The sequence below is a fragment of the Roseateles sp. P5_D6 genome, from assembly GCF_054049415.1.
Window position 1 is genome coordinate 163,311 of record NZ_JBFUMK010000002.1, and the last position, 16,174, is coordinate 179,484.

The 16,174-nt window shown below is 67.7% G+C and carries 14 protein-coding genes; 8 read left to right on the forward strand and 6 right to left on the reverse strand.

Annotated elements, in window-relative coordinates:
• Nucleotides 1–89 precede the first annotated feature (89 nt).
• Nucleotides 90–1,316 carry a tyrosine--tRNA ligase gene (gene tyrS, locus ACXJKM_RS02790; RefSeq protein WP_056203175.1) on the reverse strand — a complete coding sequence of 409 codons (1,227 nt, stop codon included), beginning with the start codon at nt 1,314–1,316 and terminating at the stop codon, nt 90–92.
• A gap of 236 nt (nt 1,317–1,552) precedes the next feature.
• Here tyrS and ACXJKM_RS02795 point away from each other — a divergent pair, with 236 nt between their 5' ends.
• Both ACXJKM_RS02795 and ACXJKM_RS02800 read left to right on the forward strand, forming a co-directional pair.
• Nucleotides 1,553–2,938, forward strand: coding sequence for a peptidoglycan DD-metalloendopeptidase family protein (locus ACXJKM_RS02795; RefSeq protein WP_457350083.1), 1,386 nt, complete (start codon nt 1,553–1,555; stop codon nt 2,936–2,938).
• Nucleotides 2,916–4,031, forward strand: a complete 1,116-nt coding sequence (locus ACXJKM_RS02800) for an anhydro-N-acetylmuramic acid kinase (protein WP_457350085.1) — start codon at nt 2,916–2,918, stop codon at nt 4,029–4,031. The genes ACXJKM_RS02795 and ACXJKM_RS02800 overlap by 23 nt, the downstream gene beginning before the upstream one ends.
• Before the next feature lie 10 nt (nt 4,032–4,041).
• Here ACXJKM_RS02800 and mdtD read toward each other — a convergent pair whose 3' ends face one another.
• From mdtD to rplM, 4 genes are all read right to left on the reverse strand, one after another.
• The gene (gene mdtD, locus ACXJKM_RS02805) at nt 4,042–5,487 is read right to left on the reverse strand and encodes a multidrug transporter subunit MdtD (RefSeq protein ID WP_056203167.1); all 1,446 of its coding nucleotides are present in this window, start codon (nt 5,485–5,487) and stop codon (nt 4,042–4,044) included.
• Nucleotides 5,488–5,545: 58 nt separating this feature from the next.
• On the reverse strand, nt 5,546–5,911 hold the full coding sequence (gene erpA, locus ACXJKM_RS02810; RefSeq protein ID WP_056203164.1) for an iron-sulfur cluster insertion protein ErpA: 366 nt from the start codon (nt 5,909–5,911) through the stop codon (nt 5,546–5,548).
• Between the two features lie 99 nt (nt 5,912–6,010).
• A complete protein-coding gene (gene rpsI / locus ACXJKM_RS02815; RefSeq protein ID WP_056203161.1) occupies nt 6,011–6,403 on the reverse strand; it encodes a 30S ribosomal protein S9 in 393 nt (130 codons plus the stop codon).
• A 9-nt stretch (nt 6,404–6,412) separates the two neighbouring features.
• Nucleotides 6,413–6,841, reverse strand: coding sequence for a 50S ribosomal protein L13 (rplM, locus tag ACXJKM_RS02820; RefSeq protein WP_056203159.1), 429 nt, complete (start codon nt 6,839–6,841; stop codon nt 6,413–6,415).
• 213 nt (nt 6,842–7,054) lie between these two features.
• Between rplM and ACXJKM_RS02825 the strand changes: the two genes are divergently transcribed.
• The 3 genes from ACXJKM_RS02825 to ACXJKM_RS02835 all read left to right on the forward strand — a co-directional run bounded on the left by ACXJKM_RS02825 (nt 7,055) and on the right by ACXJKM_RS02835 (nt 9,948).
• The gene (locus tag ACXJKM_RS02825) at nt 7,055–7,852 is read left to right on the forward strand and encodes an N-acetyltransferase family protein (RefSeq protein ID WP_457350087.1); all 798 of its coding nucleotides are present in this window, start codon (nt 7,055–7,057) and stop codon (nt 7,850–7,852) included.
• 159 nt (nt 7,853–8,011) lie between these two features.
• A complete protein-coding gene (locus tag ACXJKM_RS02830) occupies nt 8,012–8,878 on the forward strand; it encodes a DUF2726 domain-containing protein (RefSeq protein ID WP_457350089.1) in 867 nt (288 codons plus the stop codon).
• Between the two features lie 23 nt (nt 8,879–8,901).
• Complete coding sequence (locus tag ACXJKM_RS02835; protein WP_457350091.1) at nt 8,902–9,948, forward strand: serine/threonine protein kinase; 1,047 nt, start codon at nt 8,902–8,904, stop codon at nt 9,946–9,948.
• A 5-nt stretch (nt 9,949–9,953) separates the two neighbouring features.
• On the opposite strand, the gene ACXJKM_RS02840 is transcribed toward ACXJKM_RS02835, so the two are convergent.
• Nucleotides 9,954–10,334 carry a VOC family protein gene (locus tag ACXJKM_RS02840; protein WP_457350093.1) on the reverse strand — a complete coding sequence of 127 codons (381 nt, stop codon included), beginning with the start codon at nt 10,332–10,334 and terminating at the stop codon, nt 9,954–9,956.
• A gap of 176 nt (nt 10,335–10,510) precedes the next feature.
• Here ACXJKM_RS02840 and ACXJKM_RS02845 point away from each other — a divergent pair, with 176 nt between their 5' ends.
• From ACXJKM_RS02845 to ACXJKM_RS02855, 3 genes are read left to right on the forward strand one after another with little or no spacing between them, the layout of a single operon-like run.
• On the forward strand, nt 10,511–11,329 hold the full coding sequence (locus ACXJKM_RS02845) for a translesion DNA synthesis-associated protein ImuA (protein WP_457350095.1): 819 nt from the start codon (nt 10,511–10,513) through the stop codon (nt 11,327–11,329).
• Nucleotides 11,298–12,674 (forward strand): Y-family DNA polymerase, encoded by a 1,377-nt coding sequence (locus tag ACXJKM_RS02850; RefSeq protein ID WP_457350097.1) that lies wholly within the window; start codon nt 11,298–11,300, stop codon nt 12,672–12,674. The genes ACXJKM_RS02845 and ACXJKM_RS02850 overlap by 32 nt, the downstream gene beginning before the upstream one ends.
• Complete coding sequence (locus ACXJKM_RS02855) at nt 12,671–16,012, forward strand: error-prone DNA polymerase (protein WP_457350099.1); 3,342 nt, start codon at nt 12,671–12,673, stop codon at nt 16,010–16,012. The genes ACXJKM_RS02850 and ACXJKM_RS02855 overlap by 4 nt, the downstream gene beginning before the upstream one ends.
• Nucleotides 16,013–16,174 lie beyond the last annotated feature (162 nt).

The window sequence follows — 16,174 nt, forward strand, 5'->3', positions numbered from 1 at the left end:
TCGCCCTTGGGGCCAACGGCTTGCGACGAATGGACAGCGCGCGGCGGGAATCGCCAGCGAACGGTGGCGAACGGCCGCCCGCCGGGCGCTCAGCTCAGCACGACCCTCGCGAACTTGCGCTTGCCCACCTGCAGCACATGCTCGCCGGCGTCAAGCTTCAGCCCCTTGTCGGCGATGACTTCGCCGGCCCGGCGCACGCCGCCCTGCTCGACCATGCGCAGGCCTTCGCCTGTCGATGCGACAAGGCCGGCCCCCTTCAACACCTGGGCGATGCCCATGGGCGCGCCGCTCAACTGAACTTCAGGAATCTCGTCAGGAATGCCACCGCGGGCGCGATTGTTGAAGTCGGCTTCGGCCGCGTCCGCCGCCGCCGCGCTGTGGAAGCGCGCCGTGATCTCCTTGGCCAGCATGACCTTGGCGTCCTTCGGGTTGCGGCCACCCTCGACCTCAGCTTTCAGCGCGGCGATCTCGGCCAGGGACTTGAAGGACAGCAGCTCGAACCACTTCCACATCTGTACGTCGCTGATCGACAGGATCTTGGCGAACATGGTGTTCGGCGCCTCCGTGATGCCGATGTAGTTATTCTTTGACTTGGACATCTTCTCGACGCCGTCCAGGCCCTCCAGCAGCGGCATGGTCAGGATGCACTGCGGCTCCTGGCCGTATTCCTGCTGCAGGTGGCGGCCCATCAGCAGGTTGAACTTCTGGTCGGTGCCACCCAGCTCCAGGTCGCTCTTCAGCGCCACCGAGTCGTAGCCCTGCATCAGCGGGTAGAGGAACTCGTGCACCGAGATCGGCGTCTGGGCCGCGAAGCGCTTGGTGAAGTCGTCGCGCTCCATCATGCGGGCGACCGTGTACTTGCTCGCCAGCTGGATCATGCCGGCCGCGCCCAGCGGCTCGCTCCACTCGGAGTTGTAGCGAATCTCGGTGCGCGCCGGGTCCAGCACCAGCCTGGCCTGGGCGTAATAGGTCTCGGCGTTGGCCTGGATCTGTTCCTTGGTCAGCGGCGGGCGAGTGGCGTTGCGGCCGGACGGATCGCCAATCAGCGAGGTGAAGTCGCCGATCAGGAAGATGACCTGGTGACCCAGGTCCTGCAATTGGCGCATCTTGTTCAAGACAACCGTGTGACCGACGTGGATGTCGGGCGCCGTCGGGTCCAGGCCCAGCTTGATACGCAGCGGCACGCCCGTGGCGGCGGAGCGGGCCAGCTTCTTCGTCCACTCGGCCTCCGGCAGCAGCTCGTCCACGCCGCGGCGCGTGACGGCCAGGGCTTCGAGGACAGCATCGGTGATGGGGAATTGCGGAGCGTCGGACATGGCGCATCGGCGCCCGGCAGCAAACCGGGCGAAACGTTAAGTTATTGATCCATCGGGGTTAACCGGCATGCCAGGTAGGACAAAGCCGTTAGAATTCACCCTTCGTTTGGGGGTGTTGTTTCAACACAACCAATCCAGGGATTTTAAGGGCCGCCCACGAGCGGCCTCAGCGCTGAACCGGCTCGGCCGGGATTGCCCCAGCGACAACCCCGGGAATACCGAGAGTGACAGCGAGAGTGACTGTTAAGAACCGCCTGAAGCAAGTCCAAGCCAGCCTGCAGCATGCCGAGGCCTTTGCCGCCCGGCATCCGCGTGCGCTGACGGCCACCGTCGTCGGCCTGCTGAGTTGCTTCGCCGTGACCGCCTTCGGCATCGCGCCGCTGGCCCCTGACGCCGCCGAGCTGCCCAAGCGCACGTTGGTCGAGACGCTGGCCACGCCCGATGTGGAGAGTCAGCTCGAGGAGCTGGCCACGCACGCCGTCGGCCTGACCCGCGCCGAAGCCACTCGCTCCAGCGATACCCCTGACAGCCTGCTCAAGCGTGCCGGCGCCTTCGACCCGGCCGCCGCGGCCTTCCTGCGCACCGACCCGCTGGGCCGGCGCGTGCTGCAGGGCCGCGCCGGCAAGATGGTCCACCTGACAGCCGACGCCTCCGGCCAGGTGCAGAAGATCGTCATGCGCTTCCCGGCCGAAAAGGTCGAGCAGCAAGCAAGTCATTTCACCCGGTTGACGATCGAGCGCGTCGGCGCCCGCTTCACCGCCCGCACCGAAACGGCACCGCTGCAGGCCCAGGTGGCCTTGGGCAGCGGCACCATCCGCACCTCGCTGTTCGCCGCTACCGACGACGCCAACATCCCCGACGCCATCGCTTCGCAGATGGCCGACATGTTCTCGGGCGACATCGACTTCCACCGCGAGCTGCGCAAGGGCGACCGCTTCAGCATCGTCTACGAGACGCTGACCGCCGACGGCGAGCCGGTCCCGTGGGACGGCGGCGTCGGCCGCCTGCTGGCCGGCGAGTTCACGAACAACGGCCGCACTTATTCGGCCGTCTATTTCAAGGACAACGCCACCGGCAAGAGCAGCTTCTTCGGCTTTGACGGCACGAGCAAGCGTCGCGCCTTCCTGGCCAGCCCGATGGAGTTCTCGCGCATCACCAGCGGCTTCGCGATGCGCTTCCATCCCATCATGCAGACCTGGCGCCAGCACAACGGTGTCGACTACGGTGCGCCGACCGGCACGGCCGTGCGGTCGGTGGGCGATGGCACGGTCGAAATGGCCGGCTGGCAGAACGGCTTTGGCAATGTCGTGCAGGTGCGCCACGCCGGCGACCGCAGCACGGTCTACGCTCACCTGAGCCGCATTGACGTCAAGAAGGGCCAGCGCATCGAACAGGGCATGAAGCTCGGTGCCGTCGGCTCGACCGGCTGGGCCACCGGCCCGCACCTGCACTTCGAGTTCCGCGTCGGCGGCCGCCACATGGACCCACGCACCATCGCTCGCGCCTCCGAGGCGATCACGCTGCCGAACTACGCCAAGTCGCAGTTCCTGCAGACCGTCGCCAGCGTCAAGACCCAACTGGCCGTGGCCGAGACCATGGATGGCGTCTCAGCCGCCGACTGAGCTCCGTCAGCTCTATATCGGGCTGATGTCGGGCACCTCGCTCGACGGCATTGATGGCGTCCTCTTCGACGCCGATGCGCTGGCCGTCACCGGCCATGTGCATGCCCCCTTCTCCCACGCGCTGCGCGACGAGTTGTTGGCACTGAACGCACCTGGCGGTAACGAGCTGCATCGCGCCGCCTTGGCTGCCAATGCGGTAGCCCGTGCCTATGCCGACGTCGTCTCGCAGTTGCTTGAAGCCACGGGCGTTCCACGCAAGCAGATTGCGGCGCTGGGCGCTCACGGCCAGACGGTGCGCCACCGCCCGGACGGCTTCGACGGCTACACGACGCAACTGCTGAACGGCGCCCTGCTGGCCGAGCAGGCCGGCATTGACGTCATCTGCGACCTGCGCAGCCGCGATGTGGCCGCGGGCGGCCAGGGCGCACCCCTGGTGCCGGCCTTCCACCGCGCCGTCTTCGGTGCAGCGCAGGCGGACGTGGCAGTGCTCAATCTCGGCGGCATCAGCAACCTCAGCCTGCTGCATGCCGACGGCCGCACCGGCGGCTTCGACTGCGGTCCGGCCAACTGCCTGATGGATGGCTGGATCGCCCGCCACCGCAGCCTGGCCTATGACGCCGACGGCGCCTGGGCCGCGACAGGCCGCGTGCTGCCCGAACTGCTTGAAGCGCTGCTGGCCGAACCCTGGTTCGCGTTGCCGCCGCCCAAGAGCACGGGGCGGGATCTTTTTCATCTGCGTTGGCTGGACGCGAAGCTGGCGCCGGGTCTCGCGCCGGAAGATGTGCAGGCGACGCTGCTGGAGCTCAGCGCCCGTTGCGTGGCCGACGCCCTGCACACCACCATGCCGCAGGCTAGTACTTTGACCGCCTGCGGCGGTGGCGCCTTGAACGGCGTGCTGATGGGCCGCCTGGCGGCGCTGCTGCCCGGCGTGGTCGTGCAGACCAGCGCCGCGCACGGCCTGCCGGTCGACCAGGTCGAAGCGGCGGCCTTCGCCTGGCTGGCCCGGTGCTTTGTCGAGCGCCGGCCGGGCAATCTGCCCGCCGTCACAGGCGCGGCAGGCACGCGCCTGCTGGGGGCGCTCTACCCCGCCTGACAGCGCTGGCTCAGCCCGGTTCGGGCGGGTCCTGCTGCTTGATCGCCAGCGCCACGTGGCTGTCGCCCGATTCGAGCTGGCCGAAGATGCCAGCCGAGGCCATCGTGATCAGGGCCATGCAGACAAAGGTGGCGCGAAAGGCCTGCAGCGTCTGCACACCGTCCATGCCGAAGTGCGCTGTGAAGGCCGCCAGCACCGCGCCCGCCGCGGCCACACCCATGCCCATGGCCAGCATCTGCACCATGGACAGCAGGCTGTTGCCGCTGCTCGCGTTGTCGGGCTCGAGATCCTTCAGCGTCAGCGTGTTCATCGCGGTGAACTGCATCGAGTTGACGGCGCCAAAGAGTGCCAGTTGCACGACAGTCACCACCAGCGGCTGCCCAGGCGTGGCGAAGCCGAAGCTCGCCATCGTCAGCCCGACCAGCAAGGTGTTGACGACCAGCACACGCCGGTAGCCGTGGCGCCGGATGAGCGGTGTCGTCACGCGCTTCATCGACATGCTGGCCAGGGCCACGGGCAACATCATCATGCCGGCCTGGGCGGGCGAATAGCCCATGGTCACCTGCAGCAGCAGCGGGATCAGGAAGGGCATGCAGGAGCTGCCCAGGCGCGAGAACAGATTGCCGAGCAGGCCGATGCGCAGCGCACCGATGCGAAACAGCCGGGGCGAAAACAGCGGGTCGGGCCGGCGCAGGGCATGCAGCCAGTAGGTCGTCAGGCTGGCCAGCCCGAAGATCATCAACATCAGTACCGAAGCCTGGCGCAAGCCCAGGCCCGACAGGCCGTCCAGCGCCAGCGAGACCGCGGCCATGCCGAAGGCCAGCAGCAGATAGCCCGTCAGATCAAAGCGCCCGACCGCGACCGGCGCAGGTGCTGGCATGTAGCGCAACGTGGCCAAGGCGCCGATGAGGCCGACCGGCAGGTTGATCAGAAAGATCCAGTGCCAGGACGCCGCCTGCACCAGCCAGCCGCCCAGCGTTGGGCCGATCAGCGGGCCGACCAAGCCGGGAATGGCAACGAAGCTCATCGCCTGCAGGAAGCGCTCGCGCGGGAAGGTGCGCAGCACGACCAGGCGTCCGACCGGCAGCAGCAGCGCGCCACCAGCGCCTTGCACGACACGCGCGGCGACCAGGGCGTCCAGGCTGGGCGCCAACGCGCACAGCACCGAGCCGATCACGAAGAGGACGATTGCGCCGACGTAGATGCGGCGCGTGCCGAAGCGGTCCGCCACCCAGCCCGTGGCCGGGATCAGCATGGCCATCGTCAGCGAATAGGCGACGACGACGGACTGCATGCGCAGCGGGCTTTCGCCCAGGCTGCGCGCCATTGCCGGCAGCGCCGTGTTGACGATGGTGGCGTCCAGCGTCTGCATGAAGAAGCCGAGGGCCACCAGCCACAGCAGCATGCGCTGCTTGCGTTCCTGATCCATGTCGGGAGACGGCAAGGGAGGTGCCATGGGTCGGCAATGAAAAAGCCGCCCGGAGGCGGCTTGTCAGCGAGGGTTGAGCGAAGGCTCAGACCGAGAAGGAGGAGCCGCAGCCGCAGGTCGTCGTGGCGTTCGGGTTCTTGATGACGAACTGGGCGCCCTGCAGGTCTTCCTTGTAGTCGATCTCGGCACCCATCAGGTATTGCAGGCTCATCGAGTCGATCAGCAGCGTGACGCCATTCTTCTGCATCTGCGTGTCGTCGTCGTTGACGGCCTCGTCGAAGGTGAAGCCGTACTGGAAGCCGGAGCAACCACCACCCTGCACGAAAACGCGCAGCTTCAGGTCCGGGTTGCCTTCCTCGGCCACCAAGTCGCGCACCTTGTCGGCGGCGCTGTCGGTGAACACCAGGGGCACGGGAATGTCAGTGACGGGGGTATCAAGCACGGCGCTCATGGCGAGGCTCCTGTGAATCTGTCCAGAGACGAATATCGGGATTGTCCGCGCAAAAACAAAAGGCCGCTCGAAGCGGCCTTTTGTGTCCAAGCGCAGAAATTAACGCTTGCTGAACTGCTTCCTGCGACGGGCGCCGTGCAGACCGACCTTCTTACGCTCGACTTCACGCGCGTCACGCGTGACGAAGCCGGCGCGGCTCAGTTCGGGCTTCAGGGCTGCGTCGTAGTCGATCAGCGCGCGGGTGATGCCCAGGCGCAGGGCGCCGGCTTGACCCGATTCGCCACCACCGTGCACGTTCACCTTGATGTCGAAGGCTTCACCATTGTTCGTCAGCAGCAGGGGCTGCTTGGCGATCATGATGGACGTCTGACGACCAAAGTAAGCGTCGATGGCCTTGCCATTGACGATGATCTGGCCCGTGCCCTTCTTCATGAAGACGCGAGCGACCGACGACTTGCGACGGCCCGTACCGTAATTCCAGTTTCCGATCATGGCCGTTCCTTAGATCTCGAGAGCCTTGGGCTGCTGGGCGGTATGCGGGTGCGTCGGGCCTGCGTAGACCTTCAGCTTCTTGACCATGGCGTAACCGAGCGGGCCCTTGGGCAGCATGCCCTTGACGGCCTTTTCCAGCGCGCGGCCGGGGTGCTTGGCTTGCATGTCCTTGAACTTCGTGGCGTAGATGCCGCCGGGGAAGCCGCTGTGACGGTAGTACACCTTGTCGGTGGCCTTGTTGCCCGTGACACGGAGCTTTTCGGCATTGACGATGACGATGAAATCACCGGTATCCACGTGAGGCGTGTAAATGGCCTTGTGCTTGCCGCGCAAACGGAGTGCCACTTCGCTGGCAACACGTCCGAGCACCTTGTCGGTGGCGTCAATCACAAACCACTCGTGCGTCACTTCGGCCGGCTTGGCGCTGAAGGTCTTCATGAGAGTGCTTTCGCTGCGCCGGCTTCAAACTGCTGAAACCGGCAATAGATGGCTGAACTTCGACCGGTCTCGGTGCTTGTGTCTGATGCACAGCCTCTCAACACGGCTCTTTCCCGCAGCCTTTTGACGGAAAAGCCCACGAGTGTAGCAGTGCGGCCGATGGTTTGAAAAGGACCGAGGCGTTAACCTTGCCATACCTTTGCAGTGCCCGCCATGCCCAAGCCCCCGTCCGCCGACTCTCCTCCCCTCGCCGAAGCCGCGGCGGGCGAGGGCCATGAGCTGTCGGCCTTCGGCCTCGACCCGATTGCGCCGGCAGCCGCCCCGGCCGAACCGGCAGGCCCGCTGGCCAAGGCCCGGGCTGCATTGGAGCTCCTTTCCACCTGGGTGCCAATTCGCTCGCTCGCGCGCCGCCACCGCCATCGCATCATTGACCACCTGCTGGCGCTGGAGCCGCAGGACCGTTACTTGCGCTTCGGGTACCCGGCTTCGGACGAGCAGATTCGCAAATACGCCCTCAGCATCGACTTTGCCCGCGACGAGGTGCTGGGCATCTTCAACCGCCGCCTGCACCTGATCGCCCTGGCCCATCTGGCCTATGGGCAACCGATGCCGGATGAGCCCAGCCGCACGATGGCCGAGTTCGGCGTCTCCGTGCTGCCGCAGTCGCGCGGCCGGGGCCTGGGACGGCGGCTTTTCGACGCCGCGGGCTTGCATGCCCGCAACCGGGGTATCGACACCCTGTTCATCCACGCACTGAGCGAAAACCGTCCCATGCTGCGCATTGCGGCAGCGGCTGGCGCCATCGTCGAGCGCGACGGCAGCGAATCCGCGGCCTATCTGCGCCTGCCACCCGAATCATTCAGCTCCCAGGTCGAGCAGGCACTGGAGCGGCATCTGGGCGAGCTGGATTTCCAGTTCAAGCGCCAGGCTCAAGTGCTGAGTGGATTTGTCGACAGCGTTGCCGAGGTCAAAGCCCATTTCGAATCTCCCGGCCGCGCCGCCAAGGAATAAATGACGGGCTAACGGCCGTTTTCCCAGGCATGCTCCCCCTCAGGCCCGGGGGAATCGGGACTAGCGAGTAATTCCTTTTAGGGACGTTGCGCTACATTGCCCGACCATTGCGCCGCGAGAAAACAAGGTCGGCGTCATCCGCCGAAATCCCTTCAGGGTATGCCGTACGCCATCTATTGGATCGCCGCGCTGGCTGTTTGCGTCCTGGGTCTGGCCATCAGCCTGATCTGGGCGCTGCGCCGACCTGCGTACGCCAATAAAGGCTTGCCGGCGGAGTGGTCACTCACGGCGCGGCCTGTATTCACGACCGACGAGCGCCGTGTCTTCCGGCTGCTGCGCGAGGCCCTGCCCCACCACGTCGTGCTGTCCAAGCTGCCGCTGGTGCGGTTTTGCCAGCCGACCGAGGCCAAGGAAGTGCGCTACTGGTTCGACCTGCTCGGCGCCTCGCATGTGACCTTCGCGGTCTGCAGCCCCAATGGTCGCGTGCTGGCCGCCATCGACCTCGAGGGCGAGCGCGGCGTTACGCCGCGCAGCCTGCAGATCAAGCATGCCGTGCTCTCCGCCTGCCGCGTGCGTTATTTGCGCTGCGCGATGGACCAGCTGCCCAGCGTCGCCGAGCTGCAGCTTTTGGTGCCCCAGAGCAGCAATTCACGCGGCCCGCTCCCCGCACCGGCAGCCACATCGACGCCGTCGCGCCGCCGCATGGGCAGCAGCGAGGACGAATTCGGCAGCGACTGGGGCCAGTTCTCCCAGCCTCTGCCGCTGTGGCAGGACGCTGGCGTCTTCAGCGGCGGCAATGACGGCTATGGGGACCGAGAGCGCGACCGCCATCCGCGCATGCCGGCCCAGCCCGCCACGCCGCATCCACAGCGCCGCCTGTCCTCACGCAACCTCGACCCGGCGCGCTACAACCCGCGCAACCTGCCGGTGCTCGATGACGCCGACGAGGAGGCCATGATGGACGACATCGTCGGCGTCGTCGTCGATGCGCCGCGCTACGCCACCCAGCGTCCCCGTCGGAGTTGATTGCAACCGGCGACACTCGCCGGATGCATGACACGACCCCTGATCTCAGTTTCGGCGACCTGACGCCGGAGTTCATGCTCGACGCCCTGGACGCCGCCGGCCTGCGTGCCGACGGCCGGCTGCTGCAGCTCAACTCCTTCGAGAACCGCGTGCTGATGCTGCACCTGGAGGACGGCGGCGCGGCTGTCGCCAAGTTCTACCGCCCGGCGCGCTGGAGCGATGCGCAGATCCTGGAAGAACACGATTTCGCCACCGAGCTCGCCGCCGCCGAGGTGCCCGTCGCGGCGCCGTGGACGCTGGAGGGCGGTTCCACCCTTTTCCACTATCAGGGCCAGCGCCTGGCCGTCACGCCGCGCCAGGGTGGGCGCGGGCCGGAGCTGGAAGACCCCGAAGTGCTGCGCTGGATCGGCCGGCTGCTGGCTCGCCTGCACGGCGTCGGCCGCCAAAAGCCCTTTGCCGAACGCCTGGCTTGGGCCAGCGCCGCGCCCGCCCAGGCCGCACGCGATTGGCTGATGGGCAACGACGCCATCCCGCCCGAGATCGCACCCGCCTGGGACGAGGCCGCACGCCGCTGCATTGATGCCATCCAGGCCGCCTTTGACAGCCTGCCCGACCTGCAGTTAACGCGCCTGCATGGCGACTGCCATCCCGGCAACATCCTCTGGACGCCTGACCGCGGGCCGCACTTCGTCGACCTCGACGACGCCGTCAATGGCCCGGTGGTGCAGGACCTGTGGATGCTGTTGCCCGGCGAGCCCGATGCTGCACGCAGCCTGCTCAACGCCGTGCTCGATGGCTACGAGCAGATCGCCGAATTCGATGATCGCGAACTGCGCCTGATCGAACCGTTGCGAACAATGCGCATGATCCACCACAGCGCCTGGCTGGCTCGCCGCTGGGGCGACCCGGCCTTCCCTCTCGCCTTCCCCTGGTTTGGCACGCCCAACTATTGGCTGGACCAAGTGGCCAAGCTGAGGGAACAGCTGGAAGCGATGCGGCCCAAGGGCAGCACCCCGACGCTGGCCCGTGACGAGGACGAGGTCAACTTCGATGGCGACGGCTTCGCCTGATTCGCTCAGGGCAGTGGGCTCGTCAACACCACGGCATAGCCATCGGGGTCGCGCAGCCAGAACTCCCAGTTGCCGTTCTGGCTCCAGCGCTTCGGCCTGACGACGTCGACATCCAGCGCTGTCGCCCGCTCCACGGCGGCGTCGAAGTCAGCCAGCTCGAACCACAGCAGCACGCCGTTGCCATAGGGGCGCAACTCGACGTCGCCAAGAGGCCCATGATCGTGATCGACCTCCCAGCGGTGCAACTGCAGCAGCAAATGGCCGTCGGGCGCGTTCAGGCGTTCGTATTCGTCGCCGCCGTGGCCGCTGTGGCACCCCAGCAAGCGCTGATACCAGCGGCTGCTGGCGGGCACGTCATGGACGCAGATCAGCGGGACGAGTTGCATGGCGGCTCTCCAGGAACGCCGTGAAATGCTAGCGCCAAGGTGGGGTCGATTGCCAGAAAATACTGGATATCCATACAGTCTTGTGATCTCATTCAAGCTCCGGATTCTTCCCCCGACCTGCCTGTTTCCTGGCCATGTTGTCCGCTTCTCTCGCCTCCTGCGTCCCTTGCGCTGCCTTGCGGCCCCCGCTCGTCCCCCTGCCGCTGGACGACGCCCGGCTGCAGGGGCGGCTGTGGCGCGGCAGCAGCCTGAGCACCGCCGCCGACCCGACGCTGGCCAGTGGCTTTGCGGCGCTGGACGCCGAGCTGCCCGGCGGCGGCTGGCCGCTGCGAGCCGTCACCGAGCTGCTGACGCCGCAGCCCGGCGTGCTGGAGTGGCGGCTGCTGGCGCCGGCGCTGAGCGGCTGGTGGGCGGCCCAGGCCCTGCCGGCGGCCGCTCCCGGCCGTCGCGGACGCGTGGTCACGTCGGCGCTGCGTTCGCTGCTGCTCATCAACCCGCCCCACACGCCCCATCTGCCGGGCCTGCAGGCCCTGGGCCTGCCACCCTCGGCACTGATCTGGGTGGAGGCCAGCACGCCGGCTCAAGCGCTCTGGGCCGCCGAGCAGGCCATCAAGTCGCGCGTGGCCGTGCTGGCCTGGCTGCCCGAGGCGCGGCCGGAGCAGATCCGGCGCCTGCAGGTCAATGCGCTGAGTTCCGATGCGCCGGCCTTCCTGATGCGGCCGGAGCGCGTGCAGCAGCAGTCCTCGGCCGCGCCGCTGCGCCTGATCGTGCAGCCGGGGGAGGGCTGGGACCTGGCCGTGCACCTGCTCAAGCGCCGCGGGCCCGCGCACGAGGGCTGGCTTGAACTGTCCGCCGTGCCGGGCGCCGTGGAGCCGCTGCTGACGGCGGCCAAGCGCAAGCCCCTGCCTGCCCCCATGCCGGAGCCCGCGCCGGCTCCGGTCAGCCCTCCGATGGAGCGCCCTGATGCGCTGGCTCGCCCTGTGCTGCAGGCCTGATGCCCAAGGCAACGCCGGGCCGCCCCAAGTTGCCTTGACCCCCTCGGGGGGCGGGCAGGGCGCAGCCCTGCCCTGGGGGTCAACAGGTCATATTGGCGATGTTGACGCCCTCGGCTGGCTGGCGCTGAGCTTCACGCCGCGCGTTGCACGGCTGGAGGAAGCGGTGGTGGCCGAGGTGTCGGCTAGCCTGCGGCTGTTCCGCGGCGCACGGGCTCTGCGGCAGCGGCTGCAGACGCAGGCAACACAAGCCGGCTTGGCCCTGGGCGACATGGCCTGGGCGCCGACAGCGCTGGGCGCCTTGGCACTGGCGCGTTGCAGCGACATCAATCCTGGCCGCCTGAGCGAGCGCCTGGACGCGCTGCCGTTATCGGCACTGAGCGCCGCCCAAGCCCATCACGCCATGCTGGCCCGCCTGGGCTGCACGCGCCTGGGCGAGCTGCGCCGGCTGCCTCGCCCGGCACTGGCCAAGCGCTTTGGCCCGGCGCTGCTGACGGCGCTGGACCAGGCCTATGGCGACCTGCCCGAGATACACAGCTGGCTGACCCTGCCCGATCGCTTCGACGCCCGGCTGGAGCTGCCCTACCGCGTCGAGCACGCGCCCGTGCTGCTGCACTTTGCTGAAACCCTGCTGCGCCAGCTCTGCGCCTTCCTCGCCGCCCGCCATGCCGGTGTGCGTGCGCTGCGACTGGCCTGGCAGCACGACGCGATGCGCCCCCGCGACGTGGCCGACAGCGGCGAGCTGACTGTGGCCACGGCGGACACGACGCGCGATCTGAGGCGGCTTACAAGGCTGCTGTCCGAACACCTGGGCCGCATGACACTGGCCGCGCCAGCCGGCGAAATCCGCCTCAGCGCCGATACCGTGCTGCCGCTGGAGGAAGGCAGCAGCAGCCTGTTGCCCGGCCCCGCCGATCCGCAGGAGCGCACGACGACGAATGCGCTGCTGGAGCGGTTGTCGGTGCGCCTGGGCGCCGACCATGTGCGCGAAGGCCGGCTGCGCGAAGACCATCGGCTGGCCGAAATGCAGCGCTGGCAGCCTTGGCCAGCACCGCCTTCCGTAGCTGTGCGCTCTCCACCAGGGCCGCAGCCGACCTGGCTCGTCGAGCCACCACAGCCACTGCGCTGCGATGCGCAGGAACAACCGCTGTACGCCGGGCCGCTGGCGCGAATCAGCGGCCCGCACCGCATCGAGGCCGGGTGGTGGGAGGGCCGCGGCGGCCTGCAGACGCGCGACTACTTCGTCTACCGCAGCGCCGCGCGCGGGTTGCTGTGGGTCTATCACGAGCGCCTGCCGGACGCGGCAACGGCCACATCGGGATGGTTCCTGCATGGGGTCTTCGCATGACGCCGCCGATGTCGGACCGCGACGAGCGGCTGGCGATGCTGCGCGAGCAGGGAATCGCCTCGGAAGCCGACCTGCGCCGCGCCGCCGATGGGTGGCAACGGGCCCAGCCCGGCTCGCGCACCGACGTGCCGCGGTATGCCGAGCTGCACTGCCTGTCGGCCTTCAGCTTCCTGCGTGGCGCGTCCGAGCCGGCCGAACTGGTGGAGCGTGCCTGCGACCTGGGCTACGAAGCGCTGGCCATCACCGACGAATGCTCGCTGGCGGGCGTCGTGCGCGCGCACAAGCAATTGCGGGAGATGCGCGAGGCAGCGCACCACGCCCTGAAAGAGGTTGCACGCGAGGCGGGCCAGCCCGAAGACGACATTGCGCAGCCGCAGCTGATGCAGTTGCTGATCGGCAGCGAGTTCCTTGTGCGCGACGACACCGGCACGCCGCGCTTCAAGCTCGTGCTGCTGGCGCAGAACCTCAACGGCTACGGCAACCTCAGCCAGTTCATCACCCGGCTGCGGCGCGCCAGCCCGGTCAAAGGCGAGTACACGCTGCACTGGCGCCAGATCGCGCCCGAGAAACTGTCCGACTGCCTGGCCCTGCTCGTGCTGCCGCGCGAGGCTCCTGATGCCGAACTGGCGCCACCCGCGCATTGGGTGCTGCGCCATTTCGCCGGCCGCGCCTGGATCGCCGTCGAGCTGCTGCGCGAGGCCAGCGATGCGCTGTGGCTGCAGCGGCTGCAGGCGCTGTCCGAGGAGACGGCACTGCCGCTGGTGGCCGCCGGTGACGTGCACTTCCACGTGCGCTCGCGCAAGGCGCTGCAGGACGTGATGACGGCCACGTGCCTGGGCCGCACGGTGGCCGAGTGCGGTTTCGACCTGCAGCCCAACGCCGAGCGCCATCTGCGCAGCCGCTACCGGATCTCGCAGATCTATCCGCAAGCGTTGATGCGAGAGACGACGCAGGTGGCGGCTCGCTGCACGTTCAGCCTCAACGAGATCAGCTACCGCTACCCCAGCGAGGTTGTGCCTGCCGGTCGCACGCCGCGCCAGCACCTGCGCGACCTGACCTATGCCGGTGCCTACAAGCGCTGGCCAGAAGCCAAGGGCGGTGTGCCCGACAAATTCAAGCGCCGCATCGAGGACGAACTGGAACTGATCGAGGAGCTGGCGTACGAACACTACTTCCTGACCGTTGCCGATGTGGTCGACTTCGCGCGCAGCATCGGCATCCTCTGCCAGGGTCGCGGCTCGGCCGCCAACAGCGTGGTCTGCTACTGCCTGCACGTCACATCGGTGGACCCCGACCGCAGCACGCTGCTGTTCGAGCGCTTCATCAGCCGCGAGCGCAACGAACCGCCGGACATCGACGTCGACTTCGAGCATGAGCGCCGCGAGGAGGTCATCCAGCACCTCTACAAGAAATACGGCCGCGACCGTGCCGCACTGACGGCCGTCGTCATCTGCTACCGGCCCAAAAGCGCGATCCGGGATGTCGGCAAGGCGCTGGGCTTCAGCGAGGCGCAGCTCGAAGTGATGAGCAATGACCACAGCGGCTGGTCCACCCAGGTGCTGCCCGAAGAACACCGCCTCGAGCTGCTGCAGCAGCTTGGCTTGCCGGACGACGATCCCCGGCTTCAGCAACTCATCACTCTGGGCCGCCAGCTCAACCGGCTGCCCCGCCACCTCTCCCAGCACGTGGGCGGCTTCGTGCTGACGCAAGGCTCGCTCGAGCGTCTCGTTCCCATCGAGAACGCGACGATGAAGGACCGCAGCGTCATCGAGTGGGACAAGGACGACATCGACGAGCTGAAGATGATGAAGGTCGACGTGCTGGCCTTGGGCATGCTCAGCGCCATCCGGCGTTGCTTCGATCTCGTCAACCCGATGCGCGGCACGGCCATCGACCTGACCATCCCCGACAACGACACCGCCACCTACGACATGATCTGCAAGGCCGACACCATCGGTGTGTTCCAGATCGAATCGCGAGCCCAGATGTCGATGCTGCCGCGGCTGAAGCCGCGCGACTACTACGACCTGGTCGTGGAAGTCGCCATCGTCCGCCCCGGGCCGATCGAGGGCGGCATGGTGCACCCCTATCTGAAGAACCGCGCATTGCCGGCAGACCAGGTGGAGTACCCCAGCGAGGCGCTGAAGGAAGCCCTGTGGCGTACCCGTGGTGTGCCCATCTTCCAGGAGCAGGTCATGCAGGTGGCCATGATTGCCGCGGGCTTCAGCGCCGGGGAGGCTGACCAGCTGCGCCGTGCCATGGCCGCGTGGAAGCGCCCCGGCGTGCTGGAGAAGTACTACGACAAGGTCGTCAAGGGCATGCGAGAACGAGGTTATGAGGACGCGTTTGCCGAGCGCATCTTCAGCCAGATCAAGGGCTTCTCCTCCTACGGCTTCCCCGAGTCCCATGCCGCCAGCTTCGCGCTGCTGACCTATGTCAGCTCCTGGCTCAAATGCCACGAGCCCGCAGCCTTCCTGTGCGCGCTGCTGAACTCGCAACCGCTGGGCTTCTACACGCCCAGCCAGCTCATTCAGGATGCGCGCCGGCATGAGGTCGAGGTGCGCGCCATCGACGTGAACCACAGCAACAAGGACAGCACGCTGGAGCCCCGACCGGGCGAGCACCAACCCGCCGTGCGGCTGGGCCTGCGCCTCGTCGGCGGCCTGGGCGACGAGGCGGCCGAGCGCATCGAGCAGGCTCGCGCTCGCGACGGCGAATTCGCCCACCCGCAGGACCTGGCCTTCCGAGCCCGCCTGACGCAGCAAGACATGCAACAGCTCGCCGCCGCCGATGCACTGACGTCGCTGGCCGGCCATCGCCGCCAGCAGGTCTGGCAGGCCTCGGCCCTGCATGCCATGCCGGAGCTGCTGCAGGGCAGCCTGTTGCCCGAGGACGACCTCGAACTGCCCGCCGCCGCCGAGGGCGAGGAGGTGCTGTGGGACTACGCCGCCACCGGCCTGACGCTGCGCCGCCACCCGCTGGCCCTGCTGCGCCCACGCCTGTCCAAGCAAGGGCTGCTCAGCGCCCAGCAGCTCGACGCCGTCAAGAGCGGCCGCCGCGCCAAGGCCTGCGGCATCGTCACCGGGCGGCAGAAGCCGCAGACGGCCAAGGGCACCCTGTTCGTCACGCTGGAGGACGAGACCGGCAACGTGCAGGTCATCGTCTGGCCCAAGGTCTATGAAGAGCACCGCAGCGCCATCCTCGGCGCACGGCTGCTGGCCGTGGAAGGCGTCTGGCAGCGCGGCGACGGCGATGTGCGCCACCTGCTGGCGCAGGGCTTCACCAACCTCAACCCGCTGCTGGGCCGGTTGCCGACGGAGAGTCGGGACTTCAAGTGAGCCAAACCCGGCAAGTCCCGCTTCCGAACACCGGGCCGCACATGGGCCCACCATGACCGCCACTTCGGGCCGCTGCCAGGTGCGCACTGCGCACTGGATGCAGCGGCCAGTAATGAGCGGAGGAGCGAAGCCCTGTGCCCTAATGGGCCCAATCGGTCAGAA